We start from the raw sequence: 19,085 nt of genomic DNA, 5'->3' as shown, positions 1-19,085 counted from the left end.
CGGACGATCTTGCTTTCCTTGCCGTGCAGCACAAAGCGCGAGCCCGCGCCGCCGGGCGGGCGACGCGGGCTCGCGTTGTGGACCGGTGCGGCCTACGGGATGACGGTGACCCGGTCGAGCGCGGGCGGCGCCAGGCCCGGGTTCGCGGTCAGGTACGCGGTGAGCGCGTCCAGGTCGATCGGGCCACCGGCCAGGTCGGTGCCCTTGGTCAGCTCGGTGAAGCCGTCCCCACCGCCCGCGAGGAAGTTGTTCACCGACACCCGGTAGCTCGCGGCCGGGTCGACCGGCGTGCCGCCGATGGTGATGGCGGAGACGCGGCCGCCCTGGGTCCCCGACTGCGACCAGGTGTAGTGCAGCGCGCTGGAGACCTGCAGGAACCGCGTGGTGACCGAGCCGTCGGGCTGCGGCTGCCACTGCTGCTCCAGCACGGCCTTGAGGTCCGCGCCGGTCAGCGTGATCGTCTGCATGATGTTGGCGAAGGGCTGCACCGTGAACGCCTCGCCGTAGGTCACCACGCCGTCGCCCTCGCCCGCGGGCGAGGAGGCGAAGGTCAGGTCGGCGCGGACCCCGCCGGAGTTGGTCATGGCGATGACGGCGTCGTTGCCGCTGGTGGCGGCGAGCTGCGCGTCGGCGATCACGCTGCCGAGCGGGCTCTGACCCGCGGCCCCCGCGGCGCGGACCAGGTCGGCGCTGATGGTGCCGATCGGGCGGTTGGCGATCGGGGCCGCCTTGGCCGAGGCCTCGTCGACGAGCCGCTGCGCGACGGGGTCCGGGGTCACGGTGCGGGTGACGACCTCGTTGTGCGCGACGGTGGCCGAGCGGACCACGTCGCGGGAGCGCTTGTCGATCTTGAGGTCGACGACGGAGAGCAGCCTGCCGAAGGACAGGCCCTGGATCATCGTGCGCGGGTTGCCCGCCGGGTCGGTGACCTGGCAGTTGTACTGCTGGTGGCTGTGCCCGGTGAAGAACACGTCGATCGAGGCCGAGGCGGCGGTGGCGATCGCGCGGGCCGGGCCGGGCACGGTCTGGCAGGCGTCCGGCCCGGTGGCGCCGCTCTCGCTGTTGTCGCCCTGGTGCATCAGCACGACCTGGGTCTTCACGCCGAGCCGGTCGAGCAGCTTCGAGGTCTTGTTCAGCGTCTGGACCTCGTCGTGGAACTTGAAGTCCGCCACCGCGCTGGGCAGCACGAGCGCGGGCAGGTCCTTGAGCGTGACGCCGATGATGGCCACCGGGACGCCCTCGACGTGCTTGAGGGTGAACGGCAGCAGGGCGGGCAGGCCGTTGGTGAAGGTCACGTTCGCGGCGAGGTGCGGGAACTTCGCGCCGGTGAACCGGGGGCGGAACTGGCAGCCGTCGGTCGGGTGGCACCCGCCGAACTGCATGCGCAGCAACTCCTGGTAGCCCTCGTCGAACTCGTGGTTGCCGAGCACGCTGGCCTGCAGGCCCATCGAGTTGAGCAGCTCGATGGTCGGCTCGTCGTGGAACAGCGCCGAGTTCAGCGGCGAGGCGCCGATGTTGTCGCCCGCCGAGAGCAGCAGCGAGTTCTTCACCTGCGCCTTGAGCTGCTTGGCGTGGGTGGCCAGGTAAGCGGCGCCGCCCGCGTCGACGGTGCTGCCGTCGGCGAGGGTGACCCGCCCCGACGAGCCCGCGGGCGGGGACAGGGTGCCGTGGAGGTCGTTGAACGAGATCAGCCGCAGGTCGGCCGTCTTGGGCGCGGGCGCCGCCTGGGCCGAGGTGGCCCCCAGCGTCGCCGCGGCGAGGGCGGCCGCGGCGAGGGCCGCCAGCCGAGTGGAAACCTTCATCAGTCCTCCGTCCGAGCGCTCCGCCACTCCCCGACGGGCGCAAGTGCGCGCAGTCTGCCTGGCGAACATGGCAAAAAACAGGCCCGGGAGGTGAACGCCGTAGCCTGGGCACGTGACGACAGTGCGGACCGAACCCCGGTGGCTGGCCCCGGAGGAGATGCGCGCCTGGCGGGCGTACGTCATCGGCAGCGAACTACTGCGCCAGCAGCTCAACCGCGAGCTGCAGGACAAGCACGGCCTCGCCCTCGCCGACTACGAGGTGCTGGTCCGCTTGTCGGAGTGCGACGGCGGTCAGATGCGCATGAGCGTCCTGGCGAGCCAGGTCGCCTCCTCCAAGAGCAGGCTCTCGCACCAGATCTCCCGCCTGGAGAAGTCCGGCCTGGTCCGCCGCGTCGAGTGCCGCGACGACGCCAGGGGCGTCGTCGCGGAGATCACCGAACAGGGCACCGAGACCCTGGCCACCGCGGCCCCCACACACGTCGAGGGTGTCCGGGCACACCTGGTCGACCTGATGACCCCGCAGGAGCAGCAGGTGGTCGCCGCGGTCTTCGAGCGCGTGCTCGCCCACCTGGACCAGGGGTGAGCGGCCGGGGATAGGCTTGCCCGACCGGGAGGCGTGGCAGAGCGGCCGAATGCGTCCGCCTTGAAAGCGGAAGACGGGCAACCGTCCGGGGGTTCAAATCCCTCCGCCTCCGCCAGCACGCCCTGACCAGCAGAACCGCTGGTCAGGGCGTGTCTTTCAGCACCTGGCCTCGGGCCTGGTGAAGGCGAAGCGGGCTCCTGGTGGGGTGCGGCGGAGCCGTCGCACTGGGGCACGGTGGCCGGAATCCCTGGAGAACGTCGGACAAACCGGCGCCGAGGCTGGGGCCTCGGCGCCGGGGACGTGGTCAGAGGTACTGGCCGGTGCCGCGGATGTGCGGCGGGGCGTCCTTGTCCGGGGTGGCTCCGACGCCCGGGGGGAGGCCGCGGCGCATTTGCTCCAGTTGGACGCGGGCGGCCATCTGCTGGGCGAACAGGGCGGTCTGGATGCCGTGGAAGAGGCCCTCGAGCCAGCCGACGAGCTGGGCCTGGGCGATCCGCAGCTCCGCGTCGGACGGGGTGCTGTCGTCGGTGAAGGGCAGCGACAAGCGGGTCAGCTCGTCGCGGAGCTCGGGGGCGAGCCCGTCCTCCAGTTCGGCGATCGATTTCATGTGGATCTCGCGGAGGCGGGCGCGACTGGCCTCGTCGAGCGGCGCGGCGCGGACCTCCTCGAGCAGCTGCTTGATCATGGTGCCGATGCGCATGACCTTGGCAGGCTGCTCGACCATGTCTCCGACGGACTCGCCGCCGGGGCCCTCGGCTCCTTCCGGGATTCGGGCGGTGCCCAGGGGGGAGCCGTCGGGGCCCACCACCATGACGTGGTGGGCCTGGTCCTCGTGGTCGGGGGTGGGGTGGCTCATCTGCTCCATCCTTCGCCGAATGCCTGCTCGGTCGAGGGTAGCCGTACCGTGTCGTCATGGCCTTCGACGTCGCTCGGGTCCGCGGGCTGTTCCCCGCGCTGGGGGACGGCTGGGTGCACCTGGACTCCCCGGCGGGCATGCAGGTTCCCGAGCAGGTGGCGACGGCGGTGTCCACCGCGCTGCGCGCCCCGGTGTCCGGGCCGGGCGGGGTCTTCCCGGCGTCGCAGCGGGCCGGGGCCATCGTCGACGCCGCCCGCCGCGCGGTGGCCGACCTGGTCGGCTGCGCCGCCGAGGGCGTGGTGCTCGGGCCCAACACCGCCGTGCTGCTGGCGCGGCTGGCCGAGGCGCTCGGCGACGGCTGGCTGATCGGCGACGAGGTCGTGCTCTCCCGGCTGGACCACCAGGCCAACACCGCGCCCTGGCTGCGGGTGGCCCAGCGGGCCGGGGCGGCCGTGCGCTGGGCGGAGATCGACATCGAGACCTGCGAGCTGCCCGCTTGGCAGTACGAGACCCTGGTCACGCCGCGCACCAGGGCGCTCGCGGTGACCGCCGGGTCCGGGTCCGTGGGCACCCGGCCCGACCTGAGCCGGATCGTGGCCGCCGGGCGCGCGCACGGGGCGTTCACCGTGGTCGACGCGTCCAGCTCGGCGCCGTTCATGCCGCTCGACATCCACGACACCGGGGCCGACGTGGTCGCCGTCTCGAGCGGGGCGTGGGGCGGGCCCGCGGTGGCCGCGCTGGCCTTCGCCGATCCCGGCGTGCTCGACCGGCTGCCCGCGACCAACCTGGACCCGCGCGCCGGTGGTCCGGCCCGGTTGGAGCTGGGGCAGCACGCGCACCCGCTGCTGGCCGGGCTGGTCGCCTCGGTCGACTACCTCGCCGACCTCGACGACGCGGCCGCGGGCTCGCGCCGGGACCGGCTGCTCACCTCGCTGGGCTCGGCCGAGGGCTACCAGGCCGGGTTGCTGTCGCGGCTGATCAGCGAGCTGCGGGCGCTGCCGCACGTGGTGGTGATCGGCGACGCCATACGCCGCATCCCGGCGCTGTCGTTCACCGTCGCGGGCCAAACCGCGGCCGAGACCGCGACCGCGCTGGCCGAGCGGGGCATCTGCACCTTCGCCGACGACACCCCCGGCGGCGTGTTCTCCGCGCTCGGGGTCGGCGAGGTGGGCGGGGCCGTGCGGATCGGCCTCGCCCACTACACGACCGGGGCCGAAGTGGACCGGCTGGTGGCGGCGCTGGCCGAGCTCAGGGACGCACGCTGAGCACGATCTTGCCGAAGACGCCGCCCTCGTCGAGCAGCCGGTGCGCGTCGCCCGCGCGCTGGATCGGCAGCACCCCGTGGGTGATCGGCTTGACCGCGCCCCCGGCGACCAGCGGCCACAGCCGCTCCAGGACGTCGGCGACGATCTCCGCCTTCTCCGGCGTGGGCCGGTAGCGCAGGCTGGTGGCGGTGACCGAGGCGCTCTTGGACAGCAGCGCGCCGAGGTTCAGCTCGCCGGTGACCCCGCCCTGCATGCCGATGACGACCAGGCGGCCGAGCCGGTTGAGCGCCGCGACGTTGCGACCGAGGTACTTCGCGCCCATGTTGTCCAGGATGACGTCGGCCTTCACCTCGTCCTCGAACGCGACCTCTTTGTAGTTCAAGAGGATGTCCGCGCCCAGTTCAGCACAGCGCTCGAGCCGTTCGGCCGAACCCGCCGTCACCGCGACGGTCGCGCCGAGCGCCTTGCCGACCTGGATGGCGTGCGTGCCGATGCCACCCGCGCCGCCGTGGACCAGCAGCGTCTCCCCCGCGCTGAGCCCCGCGGTGCGAACGATGTTGGACCACACCGTGGCCGCGACCTCGGGCAGCCCGGCCGCGGTGACGAGGTCGACGCCGGGGGGCAGCGGCAGGACCTGCCCGGCGGGAACGGCGACCTTCTCCGCGTACCCGCCGCCCGCGAGCAGCGCGCACACCTGGTCGCCGACCTGCCAGCCGGCCACGCCCGCGCCCAGGGCGGCCACGGTGCCGGAGCACTCCAGTCCGATGATCTCGCTGCCACCGGCGGGCGGCGGGTAGAACCCCTTGCGCTGCAACAGGTCTGCCCGGTTCACCGCCGTCGCGGCGACGTCGATCAGGACCTCGCCCGGGCCGGGCTCGGGGTCGGGGACCTCGGTCCACGCCAAGACCTCGGGTCCGCCGGGTTCGCGCTGTGTGATCGCGTGCATGACCAGACGGTATCCGCCCGCGACGGCCCCGCGCAGAACGACCGCGCCGCGTTTGCGCTCTCGCCGCGGCGTTCGCCCGCGCAGCGAAGGGGTGGATCTCCTCGACCATTCGGCCCAAACCGAACCGGATGTCCAAGACGTTATAACGGGCCTTTCCCACTATTGCGCCTGCTTATCCGGGAAATGCCGGTGATCAGGCGGTAACGCACAGCTCTTGACCCGCGACTCCCGATCAGGTGAGGGTGACACTCGCCGAAAGGTCGGGCCTGGTCGGGGGCCAGGCCGGACTCGGTTGGATTCCGTCCCGGAGCAAGGGGATCTGCATGTCCACCAGCAAGAGTTTGCGCACGGGCGCGGCCGTGGCCGCCTCGGCGGTCGCGATGTCGCTCATGGCGCTGCCCGCGTCGGCCGCGACACTGCCCGACGGGCCCGCCCTGGCCAGGAACCTCGTCAAGAAGGTCACCGGCGAGGGGGTCAACCGGCACCTGATCGCCCTGCAGCGCATCGCCGACCGCAACGGCGGCAACCGGGTCGCGGGCTCCCCCGGCTACAACCAGTCGGCGCAGTACTTCGAGTCGAAGCTGATCGAGGCCGGCTACGACGTGACCCGCCAGCCGTTCACCTTCACCTACACCGAGGCGCAGGCCGAGAAGCTGACCACGCCCTCGGGCGAGGTGCCGATCTTCGCCATGACGCTGAGCCCGTCCACGCCCACCGGCGGCATCACCGCGCCGCTGGCCGTGGTCCCCAACGACGAGACGCCGGGCTGCGAGGCCGCGGACTACGCCGGGCTCGACGTGGTCGGCAAGATCGCCCTGATCTCGCGCGGCGCGTGCTCGTTCGCCGACAAGCAGCGCGTCGCGGGCGACGCGGGCGCGGTCGGCGCGATCGTCTACAACAACACCGAGGGCGACCTCAACGGCACCCTCGGCGCGGACCCGTCGGTCGTGCGCGTGCCCACCGGCGGCATCACCCAGGCCGCGGGCCAGGCGCTGGCCGCCACCCCGGGCGCCACGGTGACCCTGGAGCTGCGCGTTCTGCAGGAGGAGCGCGAGACCTTCAACGTCATCGCGCAGACCAAGACCGGCAAGAAGAGCAACGTCGTGATGGCGGGCGCGCACCTGGACTCGGTGCACGAGGGCCCCGGCATCAACGACAACGGCTCGGGCAGCGCGGGCCTGCTGGAGACCGCCCTGAAGCTCGGCGGCTCGCCCAAGGTGAACAACGCGGTCCGCTTCGCCTGGTGGAGCGCCGAGGAGTTCGGCCTGGTCGGCTCGACGAAGTACGTGCAGTCGCTGTCCTTCGAGCAGCAGCTCGACATCGCGCTGTACCTGAACTTCGACATGATCGCCTCGCCGAACGCGGCCTACTTCGTCTACGACGGCGACGACTCCGACGGTGTCGGCTCCGGTGCGGGCCCCTACGGCTCGGGCCAGATCGAGGCGGCCTTCGCGAACTTCCTCAACGCGACCGGCGTGCCCACCGAGGGCACCGACTTCTCCGGCCGCTCGGACTACGGCGAGTTCATCGCCCAGGGCATCCCGGCCGGTGGCCTGTTCACCGGCGCCGAGGGCGTCAAGACCGCCGCCCAGGCCGACAAGTGGGGCGGCCAGGCAGGCGTGGCCTACGACAAGTGCTACCACGCCAAGTGCGACAACCTGGGCAACGTCGACCGCGTCGCCCTGGACCGCAACTCCGACGCCATCGCCTGGGTGACCGCCTCCTACGCGATCAGCACCGAGGAGATCAACGGCGTTCCGCCGCGCGCCGCGCGCGCCGCGGCCGCCAAGGCCGCCAAGTCGAAGACGGTGGCTCGTTCCGTTGTCGCTGCGCACGACGGGGCCGTTGCCGGCTGACGGACTGATGGTGTGAGGGCCCCGCAGTCACTGGCTGCGGGGCCCTTCCGCTGTTCGGGCAGCGACTGGGGAGTTGTCCACAGGCAAGATCCACTTTGGGGTGCGGACGGGGTTCCGCCGGTAGAACGGGCTGAGGGGTGCCCCCGGAAGCAATGCCACTTACTTAGTGCTTTTCCTGGTTGGGCGGGTGTGGTGGTGGAGGGTTCGGGTGAAGGGGGTCCGGTCGGTGTCGGCTTGCTCGGTCGCCTCGCGCACGGGGGTTGATGGGTGAGCAACCGGATGGGCTCGGTTCTGCCGCCCCTGCTCAGGACCTCGTACTCCAGGACCCGAACCAGGGGGTGTTCGACAGGCACGGTCGTGCGGTGTCCTCGCCGTCAGAACGCTTCCACGCCCCGATCTCCGCGGCCACCATCACCACGCACGACCCCCACAGCCCACACGCCGGACTAAGTAAGTGGCATCGCCCCGGAGGAAGGTGGGGTTTGGTGTCGCACGGGGCGGCTTGACGCGGGGTGGTCGGGCCGGGCGTGGTGGCGCGGGCGGCGTGCGCGGGGGTGTTCGGGAGTTCACCGTGGAGTTGTCCACAGGCAAGATCCACTTTGGGGGTGCGGGTGGGGTTCCGCCGGTAGACTGGGCCGTGGGCCGCCCCCAGTGGAGCGGTGGGGTTTGGTGCCGCGCGCGAGGGGTGGTGGCGCGGCGGGCTTGGGTGGGGTCGTTTTGGGTGGGCGGTAGCCCTGGTTCCGTTTGGTCCGTGGGGCCACCGCCGCTTGTTGCTCAGACCGAGGGGGTCTTCTCCTCGAGGCGGGCCAAGCGCTCCTCGTAGCGGCTGACCGTGCCCAGGCGGGCGCGGATCTTGGCGTGCTCGGCGCGCAGTTCCTCGACCAGTGCGGCCAGGGCCGGGTCGGCCTGTTCGGCGGCGGCGAGGTCGGGGCGGGCGGCGCGGCGTTCCAGCTCGGCCAGCCTGGCCTCGGCTGCGGCGATCTGGGGGCTCATGCGGCGGTGCTCGTGGTCGAGCCAGTCCACGCTCGCGGCGACCTCGTGCAGCCTGCGGTCGGCGTCGGCCACGGCGGTGGCGAGGTCGGTGCTGAGGATGCGGATCTGCTCCTGCTGCTCGTCGATGCGCTCGCGCAGGGCGTCGTCGCGGCCGCGCCAGTCGTGGGAGGCCTCGGTGATGCGTTCGGAGATCAGGGCCTCGACGCGGCCGCGGAACTTCATCCAGAGCGGGCGGCCCGCCTGGCGGGCGGTGGTGCGCAGGCGCTCGGGGAGGCCGGTCATGGGAGTACCTCGATCCTTCCGGTGTCCATCCAGGTGCGCAGGAGCGCGGATTCGGCGTGCAGGCGGTGTTCGGCGGTGACCTGGACCGACTCGCCCCAGGCGTGGGCGAAGGTGGTCTGATCTGGGCGTTCGATGATGGACATGCCGGTCATCCGGACCTTCGCGGCCGGGAACAGCTCGGTCATCACGTACGCGGTGAGGGTGCCCGTGGTCGACCACTCCGCGACCTCCGGGTCGAACCCGAGCAGGGCGTTGAGCGGGACGGTGAACTCCCGGTTCGGCACGTTCTGGAAGCCCAGGTCCGCGGGCCACCAGTCCGGCAGCCGCTCCGGCTCCCAGTGCAGCCGCCCCGGCTCGACGAGCAGGTAGAGGCGGGCGGTGTAGTCGGCGAACAGGTTGGGGCTGGCCACGACGCCGCGGTGGAAGACCACCACGTCGGTGCGCGCGCCCAGGGCGGGGGTCGCGCCCGGCTCGTCGACGGCGAAGCTGGTCATCCGGATGACCAGGTCGGAGTCGTCGATGGCGGCGGCGCGGGCCGGGTCGGGCGCGACCGGCGCGTTGCCCACGATCGCGATCGAGCGGGGTGGGTCGTGCCGGGCGTAGGCCGTCAGCAGGGCGGCCAGGTCGGAGCGCAGCCCGGTGTTCGGGCGCGGGCCCGAGTCAACGGAGATCATCGGGTTCAGGTGCCTCGCGGGGACTAGATGGGGCAGCATCACCCCGGCCGCGCGTGGCCGGGGTGATGAACACTACAACCCGCCCCCGTTCGTGGGCCCTTAACCCGAACGGGGGTCTTTCGGTCGGTCCAGGTCACGTTTCGGAAGTCCGGCACGTCCAGGCTTCCGAAACCCGGCCTAGTGCAGGCGCAGGCGGGCGCGGGGCTTCTCCTCGCCGGGGAAGACCCGCTTGACGCCGTCGCCGAGCGCGGTCTCCACGACGCGGATGTCGCGCACGAGCTTGCGCAGGCCGTCGGGCTCCAGCGACGCCGCGTGGTCCGAGCCCCACATCGCCCGGTCCAGGGTGACGTGCCGCTCGACCACGCAGGCGCCCAGCGCCACGGCGGCCACCGACACCTGCAGGCCGCGCTCGTGCCCGGAGTAGCCGACCGGCACGTCCGGGAAGCGCTCGCGCAGCGTGCCGATCGTGCGCAGGTTCGACTCCTCCGGCGGGCACGGGTAGGTCGAGGTGGCGTGCAGCAGCACCAGGCGCTCGGTGCCCAGCACGGCCACCGCCGCGTCGACCTCCTCCATCGTCGACATGCCGGTGGAGCAGATGATCGGCTTGCCGGTGTCGCGCAGCGCCTCCAGCAGCGGGATGTCGGTCAGCGACGCCGAGGCGACCTTGTGCGTGGGCACGTTGAAGCGCTCGAGGAACTCCACGCTGGGCACGTCCCACGGCGAGGCGAACCAGGCGATGCCGCGCTTGTCGCAGTGCCGGGCGATGTCGGCGTACTGCTCCTCGCCGAACTCCACCCGGTACCGGTAGTCGAGGTAGCTCATCTCGCCCCACGGCGTCTCGCGCCGAGTGTCACGCATGCTCGGCGGGGTGGCGATCTCCGGGGTGCGCTTCTGGAACTTCACCGCGTCCGCGCCCGCGTCGGCGGCGACGTCGACCAGGCGCTTGGCCAGCTCCACGTCCCCGTTGTGGTTGATGCCCGCCTCGGCGATGACGTAGGCGGGGTGGCCTGCGCCGACCAGGCGGCCGCCAATGGCGGTGGTCGGTGCTGGGGTGCTCATCGACAGGCTCCTAGCTCGAGTTCCGCGCGGCGAGGATCAGGTCAGCGACCTCCCGGACGGCTCCGGCGCCGCCGCTGTTGTGCAACACGACCCTAGCCACCGCGAGGACCTCGGGTCGGGCGTCGGCCACCGCCACGGGCCAGCCGACGATCTCCATGCACGGGATGTCGCGCAGGTCGTTGCCGACGTAGGCGACCCGCGCGGGGTCCAGGTCGTTGTCCCGCAGCCACTGCCGCAGCCGGGCCGCCTTGTCGGCCACCCCGTGCGCGACCTCGACACCGAGCTTGCGGGCGCGGGCGGCGACGACCGGGTTGAGCTCGACGGACAGGATCATCAGCGGGATGCCCGTCGCGCGCAGCAGCGCCACCCCGGCGCCGTCGGACCGGCTGACCATGACCGCCTCGGTGCCGTCCTGCAGGACCAGCGCCCGGTCGTCGGTGTGCACGCCGTCGAAGTCGGTGACCAGGGCGTCGACCGGCAGCTCCGCCGCCGTGACGCGCCCCCCGGCCAGCCGCCTGGCCAGGTCGAGCTCGTCGGCGGTGTCGATCTCCAGCGCGTCGGCGGCGGGCACCTCGACCAGTTCGACCCGACCGAAGAAGCGGTGGCGGCGCTCGCGGAAACCGTCGACGCGCATCGCGTAGACCGCGCCGGTCTCGCGGAACTCCGGCTCCCGGTCCTGCCTGCGCGGCCGGGTGGACTTGTCGTGGTTGACCCCCTCGGCCGTGCCGTCGGCGCGGACCAGCCAGAGGAACTCGTGCACCCGGACGGCGGTGAACGCGCTGTCCGCGCCGCCGTCGCGCACCCGACCGACCACCTCGGCGACGGTCCCGGGGGCGATGAACGGCGAGGTGCACTGGACCAGCAGCACCACCGCCGGGTCGGCCCCGTCGCGCTCGGCGAGGACGTCGAGGGCGTGCAGCACGGCCGACTCGGACGAGGCCGTGTCCCCGGACAGCTCGGCGGGCCGCTCGACGGCGGTCGCCCCGGCCGCGGCGGCCTCGGCGGCGATCGCGGCGTCGTCGGTGCTGACCACGACCTCGTCGACCGCGCCGGAGCCGAGCACGGCGGCCACTGCCCTGGTGACCAGCGGCACGCCACCCACCCTGGCCAGGTTCTTGCCGGGGACGCCCTTGGAGCCACCGCGGGCGGGCACCACGGCGACCACCCGGTTCACCCGACCGGGGGCGGGCGAAGGCGGTGAATCAGTCACGGCGGACACTCTGCCACGCACCCGACTCCGGCCACCGCCCCTGGTTGGCCCGGGAAAGCTCGCCGGTAGGCTCAACAATCGTGTCAGCAATCGGTGCGATCGATTCCGCCCCAGAACAGCCCGTGGTGCACGCGGGCCGCACCTGGGGACGGGCCTTCCAGGACATCCGCGCGGGCCTGGCGGCTCGTGAGCTCTGGGCCCACCTCGGCTGGCAGGACATCAAGCAGCGCTACCGGCGCTCGGTCATCGGCCCGCTGTGGATCACGCTCAGCATGGGCATCACCGCGACCGGCCTGGGCCTGCTGTACTCGCAGCTCTTCGAGGGCGAGATCGCCACGTTCCTGCCCTACCTGACGGTCGGGTTCATCATCTGGCAGTTCATCCTGGGCTGCCTGACCGAGGGCTCGGACTCGTTCATCCACAACGAGGGCCTGATCAAGCAGCTCCCCGCGCCGCTGACGGTGTACGCGCTGCGCACGGTCTGGCGCCTGACGCTGATGTTCCTGCACAACCTGGTCGTCTACTTCATCGTGCTGGCGATCTTCTTCGGGCCGCTGAGCACGGAGGGCTACACGATCACCGCGGGCGGCACCGCGCAGCCCGGCCTGGACTGGTCGGTGCTCTGGGCCATCCCGGCGATCGCGCTGATCGCCATCAACGGGGCCTGGGCGGCGCTGCTGTTCGGCATCATCAGCACCCGGTACCGCGACATCCCGCAGGTCGTCGCCGCGCTGACCAACCTGGTCTTCTTCGTCACCCCGATCGTCTGGTCCACCGACATCCTCGCCAAGCGGTTCGGCGAGGACGGCGGCTGGGTCAAGTACGTCGCCGAGGCGAACCCGGCCTACCACTTCATCCAGATCCTGCGCGCGCCGCTGCTGGGCAACGTCCAGAGCTGGCACCACTGGGTGTTCTGCGGGGTCGTGACCGTCATCGGCTGGTCCCTGGCTTTGGTCGCGATGCGCAACTACCGTTCCCGTATCTCCTACTGGGTCTGAGCAAGGGACCAAGACACATGGTCAGCATCGAGGTCCGCAACGCCTCCGTCGACTTCCCCATCTTCGACGCCAAGACGAGGTCGCTGAAGAAGGCCGTCCTGGGCAAGGTCGGGGGCAAGATCGGCACCGAGGCCAAGGTCCCGATCATCGAGGCCCTGCACGACATCAACCTCTCGCTCAAGGAGGGCGACCGGGTCGCCCTGGTCGGGCACAACGGGGCGGGCAAGTCCACCCTGCTGCGCCTGTTGTCGGGCATCTACGAGCCCACGACGGGCACGGCCGACATCAACGGCAAGATCGCGCCCGTGTTCGACCTCGGGGTCGGCATGGACCCGGAGATCTCCGGCATCGAGAACATCATGATCCGGGGCCTGTTCCTGGGCATGACGCGCAAGCAGATCGAGGCCAGGGTCGAGGACATCTCGAACTTCACCGAGCTCGGCGACTACCTGCACCTGCCGCTGCGCACCTACTCCACCGGCATGCGCGTGCGCCTGGCCCTGGGCGTGGTCACCTCCATCGACCCGGAGATCCTGCTGCTCGACGAGGGCATCGGCGCCGTCGACGCGGCGTTCATGACCAAGGCCAAGGACCGCCTGGTCGACCTGGTCAACCGTTCCGGGATGCTGGTCTTCGCCTCGCACTCGGACGAGCTGCTGTTCGAGCTGTGCAACACCGCCATCTGGATGGACGAGGGCCGGGTCCGCATGCACGGGACCCTGCGCGAGGTGCTCACCGCCTACAAGGGCAAGGACCCGTTCGAGCACCTGGGCCCGGAGATCCTCGAGAGGCTCGGCGAGAAGGCATGACCACCCCCCTGCCCGCCGACTCCGTCGTCGCGGTCGTCGTCACCCGGCACCGCCGAGCACTGCTCGAGGAGTCCCTCAAGGTGCTCGCGGCCCAGACCAGGCCCCCGGACCACCTCATCGTGGTCGACAACGGCCCCGACCAGCCGGTCGACGACCTCGTGGCCGCCTGCCCGCTGCCGACGACCTACCTGTCGTCACACCGCAACCTCGGCGGCGCGGGCGGCTTCGCCCTGGGCATGCTGCACGCCCTGTCCATGGGCGCCACCTGGCTCTGGCTGGCCGACGACGACGGCCGCCCCGCCGACGAGAACGTCCTCGCCGTCCTGCTCGACGTGGCCGAGAAGCGCGGCCTCGCCGAGGTCTCCCCGGTCGTCACCAACATCGACTCCCCGGACAAACTGGCCTTCCCCCTCCGCCGCGGCCTGACCTGGAAGCGCGACACCTCCGCCCTGGGCACCGACTTCCTGCCCGGCATCGCCTCTCTCTTCAACGGCGCCCTCTTCCGCGCCTCCACCCTCGACGTCATCGGCGTCCCCGACTACCGCCTGTTCTTCCGCGGCGACGAGGTCGAGATCCACCGGCGGCTGGTGCGTTCCGGGCTGCCCTTCGGCACGTGCCTGTCGGTTGCGTACCTGCACCCGGATGGGTCGGACGAGTTCAAGCCGATGTTGGGGGGGCGGCTGCACGCGCAGGACCCGGAGAACGAGATCAAGCGGTATTACACGTACCGGAACCGGGGGTATCTGCTGGCGCAGCCGGGGATGCGTAAATTGGGGTTGTTGGAGGTTTTTCGGTTCGGGTTGTACTTTTTGGGGACTAAGCGGGATCCGAAGGCGTTTTTGCAGTGGTTGCGGTTGGTGTCCAAGGGGCGGCAGGAGAAGTTTTTTCGGCATTGAGGGGTGGTTTGGGGGCCGGGGTGGTTGGGTGAGGGAGAAGAGCCTCACGTGAGCGGAGAAATTACGGCAAACAGTTGTTTGCGGTAACTCGGCCAGGAACAGCCCCACGTGAGCGGGGAAGACTACTCCGGATCGTCCGGCAACTCGGGAGCCTGGGGAACAGCCCCGCGTGAGCGGGGAAGACGAGGTCGTCTTTGTCGTTGACGGGGCGGCCGCGGGAACAGCCCCGCGTGAGCGGGGAAGACGTGCCGCGCAGCGTCCGTCCGAACGGGACACCCGGAACAGCCCCGCGTGAGCGGGGAAGACGAGTCCGGGCAGCTCTACGTCCGGCCGCCGATGGGAACAGCCCCGCGTGAGCGGGGAAGACCGCGCGTCGCGGTTCCCGCGTGGGTGCCCGCTGGGAACAGCCCCGCGTGAGCGGGGAAGACCCGCGCGGACGGGACGAACCAGAACCTCTCGGCGGGAACAGCCCCGCGTGAGCGGGGAAGACGGCAACGTCTACGAGACGCTGACCCGGCTGGGGGGAACAGCCCCGCGTGAGCGGGGAAGACGCCCACCTGCTGCTGCCCGGCGAGGTGGCCCACGGAACAGCCCCGCGTGAGCGGGGAAGACCTGCTCGAGCAGAAGCGGGTCAACCTGGCCGCGGGAACAGCCCCGCGTGAGCGGGGAAGACCCCGACAGCAGCTCCGCCGCATTCAGGTCGAACGGAACAGCCCCGCGTGAGCGGGGAAGACGGTGCCCGGGGGTGGGTCATGATGTCAGCGGTTGGGAACAGCCCCGCGTGAGCGGGGAAGACGGCGTCCCGAAACCGCTCAACAGCTCGGCCGCGGGAACAGCCCCGCGTGAGAGGGGAAGACCAGTTCGGTATGGGCGTGATCCGTCATCGTCTGGGAACAGCCCCGCGTGAGCGGGGAAGACGCAGTGCTCAGGGAAGCTCTCCCCTCGGTGCGCGGGAACAGCCCCGCGTGAGCGGGGAAGACGGTCCGACTGAGGTTGTCGGTGTCCGGATCTGGGGAACAGCCCCGCGTGAGCGGGGAAGACGAGCAGGCCCACCGAGCCCGCCGCAAGCTGGCCGGAACAGCCCCGCGTGAGCGGGGAAGACGTCGGTGTAGCGCGGGGACTCCCCGGCGCCGAGGGAACAGCCCCGCGTGAGCGGGGAAGACCTCGATGAGTTCGGCGAGGACTGGACGATCCCGGGAACAGCCCCGCGTGAGCGGGGAAGACGGGTTCAGCGGGCAGGCCGGGGTGTGGGCGCCGGGAACAGCCCCGCGTGAGCGGGGAAGACACGCGCGCCGAGCACGCGAAAGCGGACCAGGTGGGAACAGCCCCGCGTGAGCGGGGAAGACCCCCGACATCGGGGTGCTTTCACATTCACAAGGGAACAGCCCCGCGTGAGCGGGGAAGACGGCGGGGGTGACCGACGCCGAGTTCAAGACGTTGGGAACAGCCCCGCGTGAGCGGGGAAGACTCCACTGCGCGGACCTCGTCGCTTGCCCGTTCGGGAACAGCCCCGCGTGAGCGGGGAAGACACGACGAGCGCTCGCGACCGGGCTGCTGACCTGCGGAACAGCCCCGCGTGAGCGGGGAAGACACTTCTTGACCTGCGGCTTTGCGGAGGTCGGAGCGATTTTAGCATCACTTCCCGCACCCAACCGCCCTCCTGTAACCACTCAACTACCCACAGCAACCCTCAGAACCACCGCTCCAACACCACCGCCACCCCATCCTCCGCGTTAGACGCCGTGACCTCATCGGCCACCTCCTTCACCTCCGCCTGCGCGTTCGACATCGCCACCCCGTGCGTGGCCCACCGCAGCATCTCGATGTCGTTGGGCATGTCGCCGAAGGCGATGGTGGCGGTGGTGGGCACTCCGCTGAGGGTGGCCACCTCGTTGAGGCCGGAGGCCTTGGTGACGCCGGGGGCGGAGATCTCGATGAGGCCCCGGTTGGTGGAGTAGGTGACGTCGATGGCGGTGCCCAGGAGTTCGGTGGCGGCCAGGGCCATCTCGGCGCTGGTCATGCCCTGGTGGCGGACCAGGAGCTTGGTGGCCGGGTGGCCCAGGACCTCCGCGCGGGGTTGGACGTTGCTCGGTTCGTCGCCCCAGGGGTTGCGGAAGTCGGGTTCGGTGGCGAAGGGGTGGTCTTCGATGGTGGCGCGTTCGGTGGCCACGTGGATGCCGGGGAGGACCTTCTCCAGGGCGTGGACGGTGTCGCCCAGGAGGAGGGGGTCGAGGCTGCGGTGGGAGACGATCTTCTCGGCGGCGATGTCGTAGATGATCGCGCCGTTGGCGCAGACGGCTAGGCCGGTGAGGTCGGCGGCCTGGGCGACGGGCGGGATCCAGCGTGGGGGGCGGCCGCTGACCAGGGCGAAGACGGCGCCGGCTGCCTGCAGTCTGGCCAGCACGGCCAGGGTGCGGGGGGTGACGCGGTCCATCGGGTCGAGCAGGGTGCCGTCGATGTCGGAGGCGACCAGGCGGGGGGTGTCCACCCCGCCATCCTGCAACACCGGCGGGCCGGTCCGGGGTGGGCTTGGTTACCCTGCGCGGAAAGGTCTCTACCAACCGGTAGCTTCTACGGGTGCGAGTTGGCATCGTGATCCTCCCCGAGCACCGGTGGTGGGCCGCCGAACCGCGGTGGCGCGCCGCGGACGAGTACGGCTTCGACCACGCCTGGACCTACGACCACCTCGGTTGGCGGACGTTGGTCGACGGCCCGTGGTTCGACTCGGTTCCCACGCTGACCGCCGCGGCGATGGTGACCTCCTCGATCCGCCTCGGCACGTTCGTCACCACCCCCAACTTCCGGCACCCGGTGCCGCTGGCCCGCTCGGTGCTGGCCCTCGACGACATCTCCGACGGCCGGTTCCTGCTCGGCGTCGGCTCCGGGTCCAGTGGTCCGGCCAACTACGACGGCAAGGTCTTCGGCGGCGCCGACATCACCCCGGGCCAGGTCGCGGAGCGGTTCGAGGAGTTCGTCGCGCTGACCGACAAGCTGCTGCGCCAGCCCCGCACCACCCACTCGGGCCGCTGGTTCGAGGCCGCTGAGGCGCGCAGTGCGCCCGGCTGCGTGCAGCGCCCGAGGGTGCCCTTCCTCGTCGCCGCGAACGGCCCGAAGGCGATGGGCACCGCGGCCAGGCACGGCCAGGGCTGGGTGACCACCGGCAAGCCGGACGCGGAGGACCTCGAGCAGTGGTGGCGGGGCGTCACCGAGCTGGCCGAGCGGTTCGACGACGTGCTCGACCAGCACGGCCGCGACCGCGCGACGGTGGACCGCTACATCTCCGTCGACGCCTCCCCGGTGTTCTCGCTGAGCAGCGTCGGGGCGTTCGAGGAGCACGCCGGGCGCGCCGCGGCGGCCGGGTTCACCGACCTGGTCGTGCACTGGCCGCGACCGGACACCCCGTACGCCGGGCGGGAGACCACGCTGGAGCACGTCGCCGCCGACCTGCTGCCGGGCCTGGGCGGACGCGCCGCGGGCCCGGCTGGGCGCGGTGAGCAGGAGCGGGGTGGCCCGACGGTGACGGACTGGTCGCAGCAGGGTCGCTCAGCGCAAGGATGAGCCGCACGCGCCTGCGGGCACAGCGCGTCACGCGGGTAGCCTGAGTTCCCGTGAGCCCGCTGGCAGATCCTCAAGACACCCCAGTCAACCCCGACTACGCAGGCTACGACCTGATCGTCGTCGGCTCAGGCTTCTTCGGCCTGACCATCGCCGAGCGCACCGCCTCCCAACTCGGCAAGCGCGTGCTGGTGCTGGAGCGGCGCGCGCACATCGGTGGCAACGCCTACTCCGAGCCGGAGCCCGAGACCGGCATCGAGATCCACAAGTACGGCGCGCACCTGTTCCACACCTCGAACAAGCGGGTGTGGGACTACGTGAACCAGTTCACCGAGTTCACCGGCTACCAGCACCACGTGTACGGCAAGTACCAGGGGCAGGTGTACCCGCTGCCGATGAACCTGGGGCTGATCAACCACTTCTTCGGCAAGTCGCACACCCCGGACGAGGCGCGCGAGCTGATCGCCAAGCAGTCCTCGGAGTTCCAGACCGACGAGGCGCAGAACCTCGAGGAGAAGGCGATCTCGCTGATCGGGCGCCCGCTCTACGAGGCGTTCATCAAGGCCTACACCGCCAAGCAGTGGCAGACCGACCCCACGCAACTGGGTGCGTCGATCATCAACCGCCTGCCGGTGCGCTACAACTTCGACAACCGGTACTTCAACGACACCTACGAGGGCCTGCCGGTCGACGGCTACACCGCGTGGCTGACGAAGATGGCCGAGCACGAGCTGATCGACGTCCGCCTCGACACCGACTACTTCGACGTGCGCGGCCAGATCCCGCAGGGCACGCCGACGGTCTACACCGGACCGGTCGACCGCTACTTCGACTACGCCGAGGGCGAGCTGGGCTGGCGCACGCTGGACTTCGAGACCGAGGTCGTGCCGGTCGGGGACTACCAGGGCACCTCCGTCATGAACTACAACGACGCGGACGTCCCGTACACCCGCATCCACGAGTTCCGGCACTTCCACCCGGAGCGCACGACCTACCCCAAGGACAAGACGGTCATCGTCCGGGAGTACTCCCGGTTCGCCGAATCCGGCGACGAGCCGTACTACCCCATCAACACCCCCGAGGACCGGGAGAAGCTGGCCCGCTACCGCGAGCTGGCCAAGGCCGAGGCCGCCTCGCACAACATCGTGTTCGGTGGTCGGCTGGGCACCTACCAGTACCTCGACATGCACATGGCGATCGGCTCGGCGTTGTCCGTTTTCGACAACAAGGTCGGTCCGCACCTGACCGATGGCACGCCTTTGGACGGATCGCTGGACGGCTAGCCTGCGGCACCCCGATGC

Annotated in this window: 16 protein-coding genes, 1 tRNA gene and 1 CRISPR repeat array; of the genes, 9 read left to right on the top strand and 8 right to left on the bottom strand. The window is 71.1% G+C overall.

Going from position 1 to position 19,085, the window contains the following annotated elements:
- Positions 1 to 92: 92 nt before the first annotated feature.
- The gene (locus GCL84_RS27580) at positions 93 to 1,802 is read right to left on the bottom strand and encodes a bifunctional metallophosphatase/5'-nucleotidase (protein ID WP_156758488.1); all 1,710 of its coding nucleotides are present in this window, start codon (positions 1,800 to 1,802) and stop codon (positions 93 to 95) included.
- 112 nt (positions 1,803 to 1,914) lie between these two features.
- Between GCL84_RS27580 and GCL84_RS27575 the strand changes: the two genes are divergently transcribed.
- Both GCL84_RS27575 and GCL84_RS27570 read left to right on the top strand, forming a co-directional pair.
- Positions 1,915 to 2,385 (top strand): MarR family winged helix-turn-helix transcriptional regulator, encoded by a 471-nt coding sequence (locus GCL84_RS27575; RefSeq protein ID WP_235926787.1) that lies wholly within the window; start codon positions 1,915 to 1,917, stop codon positions 2,383 to 2,385.
- A gap of 27 nt (positions 2,386 to 2,412) precedes the next feature.
- Positions 2,413 to 2,500 (top strand) — tRNA-Ser (locus tag GCL84_RS27570).
- A 189-nt stretch (positions 2,501 to 2,689) separates the two neighbouring features.
- Here GCL84_RS27570 and GCL84_RS27565 read toward each other — a convergent pair.
- Positions 2,690 to 3,250: a bacterial proteasome activator family protein gene (locus GCL84_RS27565; RefSeq protein ID WP_407924441.1), complete on the bottom strand. Its 561-nt coding sequence runs from the start codon at positions 3,248 to 3,250 to the stop codon at positions 2,690 to 2,692.
- Positions 3,251 to 3,297: 47 nt separating this feature from the next.
- Between GCL84_RS27565 and GCL84_RS27560 the strand changes: the two genes are divergently transcribed.
- Positions 3,298 to 4,506 carry a cysteine desulfurase-like protein gene (locus tag GCL84_RS27560; RefSeq protein ID WP_156758486.1) on the top strand — a complete coding sequence of 403 codons (1,209 nt, stop codon included), beginning with the start codon at positions 3,298 to 3,300 and terminating at the stop codon, positions 4,504 to 4,506.
- Here the strand turns inward: GCL84_RS27560 and GCL84_RS27555 are convergent.
- Complete coding sequence (locus GCL84_RS27555) at positions 4,490 to 5,452, bottom strand: NAD(P)H-quinone oxidoreductase (protein ID WP_156758485.1); 963 nt, start codon at positions 5,450 to 5,452, stop codon at positions 4,490 to 4,492. The genes GCL84_RS27560 and GCL84_RS27555 overlap by 17 nt on opposite strands.
- A 323-nt stretch (positions 5,453 to 5,775) precedes the next feature.
- Between GCL84_RS27555 and GCL84_RS27550 the strand changes: the two genes are divergently transcribed.
- The gene (locus GCL84_RS27550; protein WP_156758484.1) at positions 5,776 to 7,308 is read left to right on the top strand and encodes a M28 family metallopeptidase; all 1,533 of its coding nucleotides are present in this window, start codon (positions 5,776 to 5,778) and stop codon (positions 7,306 to 7,308) included.
- Positions 7,309 to 8,082: 774 nt separating this feature from the next.
- Here GCL84_RS27550 and GCL84_RS27545 read toward each other — a convergent pair.
- The 4 genes from GCL84_RS27545 to GCL84_RS27530 form a co-directional block, all read right to left on the bottom strand.
- Positions 8,083 to 8,583: a hypothetical protein gene (locus GCL84_RS27545; protein WP_156758483.1), complete on the bottom strand. Its 501-nt coding sequence runs from the start codon at positions 8,581 to 8,583 to the stop codon at positions 8,083 to 8,085.
- Entirely contained in the window at positions 8,580 to 9,257 is a 678-nt protein-coding gene (locus tag GCL84_RS27540; RefSeq protein WP_235926785.1) for a hypothetical protein, read from the bottom strand. Before GCL84_RS27540 ends, GCL84_RS27545 begins: the two co-directional genes overlap by 4 nt.
- A gap of 177 nt (positions 9,258 to 9,434) precedes the next feature.
- A complete protein-coding gene (locus GCL84_RS27535; protein WP_156758482.1) occupies positions 9,435 to 10,316 on the bottom strand; it encodes an N-acetylneuraminate synthase family protein in 882 nt (293 codons plus the stop codon).
- A 10-nt stretch (positions 10,317 to 10,326) separates the two neighbouring features.
- Positions 10,327 to 11,526 carry an acylneuraminate cytidylyltransferase gene (locus GCL84_RS27530; protein ID WP_197523542.1) on the bottom strand — a complete coding sequence of 400 codons (1,200 nt, stop codon included), beginning with the start codon at positions 11,524 to 11,526 and terminating at the stop codon, positions 10,327 to 10,329.
- 80 nt (positions 11,527 to 11,606) lie between these two features.
- Between GCL84_RS27530 and wzm the strand changes: the two genes are divergently transcribed.
- The 3 genes from wzm to glfT1 are packed head-to-tail and all read left to right on the top strand — an operon-like array spanning position 11,607 to position 14,229.
- Positions 11,607 to 12,524, top strand: coding sequence for a galactan export ABC transporter permease subunit Wzm/RfbD (gene wzm, locus GCL84_RS27525; protein WP_235926783.1), 918 nt, complete (start codon positions 11,607 to 11,609; stop codon positions 12,522 to 12,524).
- Between the two features lie 17 nt (positions 12,525 to 12,541).
- Entirely contained in the window at positions 12,542 to 13,333 is a 792-nt protein-coding gene (wzt, locus tag GCL84_RS27520) for a galactan export ABC transporter ATP-binding subunit Wzt/RfbE (protein WP_156758481.1), read from the top strand.
- Complete coding sequence (glfT1, locus tag GCL84_RS27515) at positions 13,330 to 14,229, top strand: galactofuranosyltransferase GlfT1 (RefSeq protein WP_156758480.1); 900 nt, start codon at positions 13,330 to 13,332, stop codon at positions 14,227 to 14,229. Before wzt ends, glfT1 begins: the two co-directional genes overlap by 4 nt.
- 94 nt (positions 14,230 to 14,323) lie before the next feature.
- Positions 14,324 to 15,820: a CRISPR direct-repeat array (repeat unit 29 nt; unit sequence GGGAACAGCCCCGCGTGAGCGGGGAAGAC).
- Between the two features lie 99 nt (positions 15,821 to 15,919).
- Here the strand turns inward: glfT1 and GCL84_RS27510 are convergent.
- Positions 15,920 to 16,717 carry an HAD family hydrolase gene (locus GCL84_RS27510; RefSeq protein WP_156758479.1) on the bottom strand — a complete coding sequence of 266 codons (798 nt, stop codon included), beginning with the start codon at positions 16,715 to 16,717 and terminating at the stop codon, positions 15,920 to 15,922.
- A gap of 89 nt (positions 16,718 to 16,806) precedes the next feature.
- Between GCL84_RS27510 and GCL84_RS27505 the strand changes: the two genes are divergently transcribed.
- Positions 16,807 to 17,787 (top strand): LLM class flavin-dependent oxidoreductase, encoded by a 981-nt coding sequence (locus tag GCL84_RS27505; RefSeq protein ID WP_156758478.1) that lies wholly within the window; start codon positions 16,807 to 16,809, stop codon positions 17,785 to 17,787.
- Positions 17,788 to 17,846: 59 nt separating this feature from the next.
- Positions 17,847 to 19,067: a UDP-galactopyranose mutase gene (gene glf / locus GCL84_RS27500; RefSeq protein WP_156758510.1), complete on the top strand. Its 1,221-nt coding sequence runs from the start codon at positions 17,847 to 17,849 to the stop codon at positions 19,065 to 19,067.
- Positions 19,068 to 19,085: the final 18 nt, after the last annotated feature.

This window comes from Actinokineospora pegani, assembly GCF_009745975.1.
GTDB classification, from domain to species: domain Bacteria; phylum Actinomycetota; class Actinomycetes; order Mycobacteriales; family Pseudonocardiaceae; genus Actinokineospora; species Actinokineospora pegani.
Note: the sequence above shows the minus strand (reverse complement) of the source record. Positions and strands in the feature narration are given on the sequence as shown.

What these genes read in the sequence shown, in the direction of transcription:
- GCL84_RS27580 (WP_156758488.1), bottom strand. Translation starts at nt 1,802, where the DNA reads ATGAAGGTTTCCACTCGGCTGGCGGCCCTCGCCGCGGCCGCCCTCGCC.
- GCL84_RS27565 (WP_407924441.1), bottom strand. Translation starts at nt 3,250, where the DNA reads ATGGAGCAGATGAGCCACCCCACCCCCGACCACGAGGACCAGGCCCAC.
- GCL84_RS27560 (WP_156758486.1), top strand. Translation starts at nt 3,298, where the DNA reads ATGGCCTTCGACGTCGCTCGGGTCCGCGGGCTGTTCCCCGCGCTGGGG.
- GCL84_RS27555 (WP_156758485.1), bottom strand. Translation starts at nt 5,452, where the DNA reads ATGCACGCGATCACACAGCGCGAACCCGGCGGACCCGAGGTCTTGGCG.
- GCL84_RS27550 (WP_156758484.1), top strand. Translation starts at nt 5,776, where the DNA reads ATGTCCACCAGCAAGAGTTTGCGCACGGGCGCGGCCGTGGCCGCCTCG.
- GCL84_RS27545 (WP_156758483.1), bottom strand. Translation starts at nt 8,583, where the DNA reads ATGACCGGCCTCCCCGAGCGCCTGCGCACCACCGCCCGCCAGGCGGGC.
- GCL84_RS27540 (WP_235926785.1), bottom strand. Translation starts at nt 9,257, where the DNA reads ATGATCTCCGTTGACTCGGGCCCGCGCCCGAACACCGGGCTGCGCTCC.
- GCL84_RS27535 (WP_156758482.1), bottom strand. Translation starts at nt 10,316, where the DNA reads ATGAGCACCCCAGCACCGACCACCGCCATTGGCGGCCGCCTGGTCGGC.
- wzt (WP_156758481.1), top strand. Translation starts at nt 12,542, where the DNA reads ATGGTCAGCATCGAGGTCCGCAACGCCTCCGTCGACTTCCCCATCTTC.
- glfT1 (WP_156758480.1), top strand. Translation starts at nt 13,330, where the DNA reads ATGACCACCCCCCTGCCCGCCGACTCCGTCGTCGCGGTCGTCGTCACC.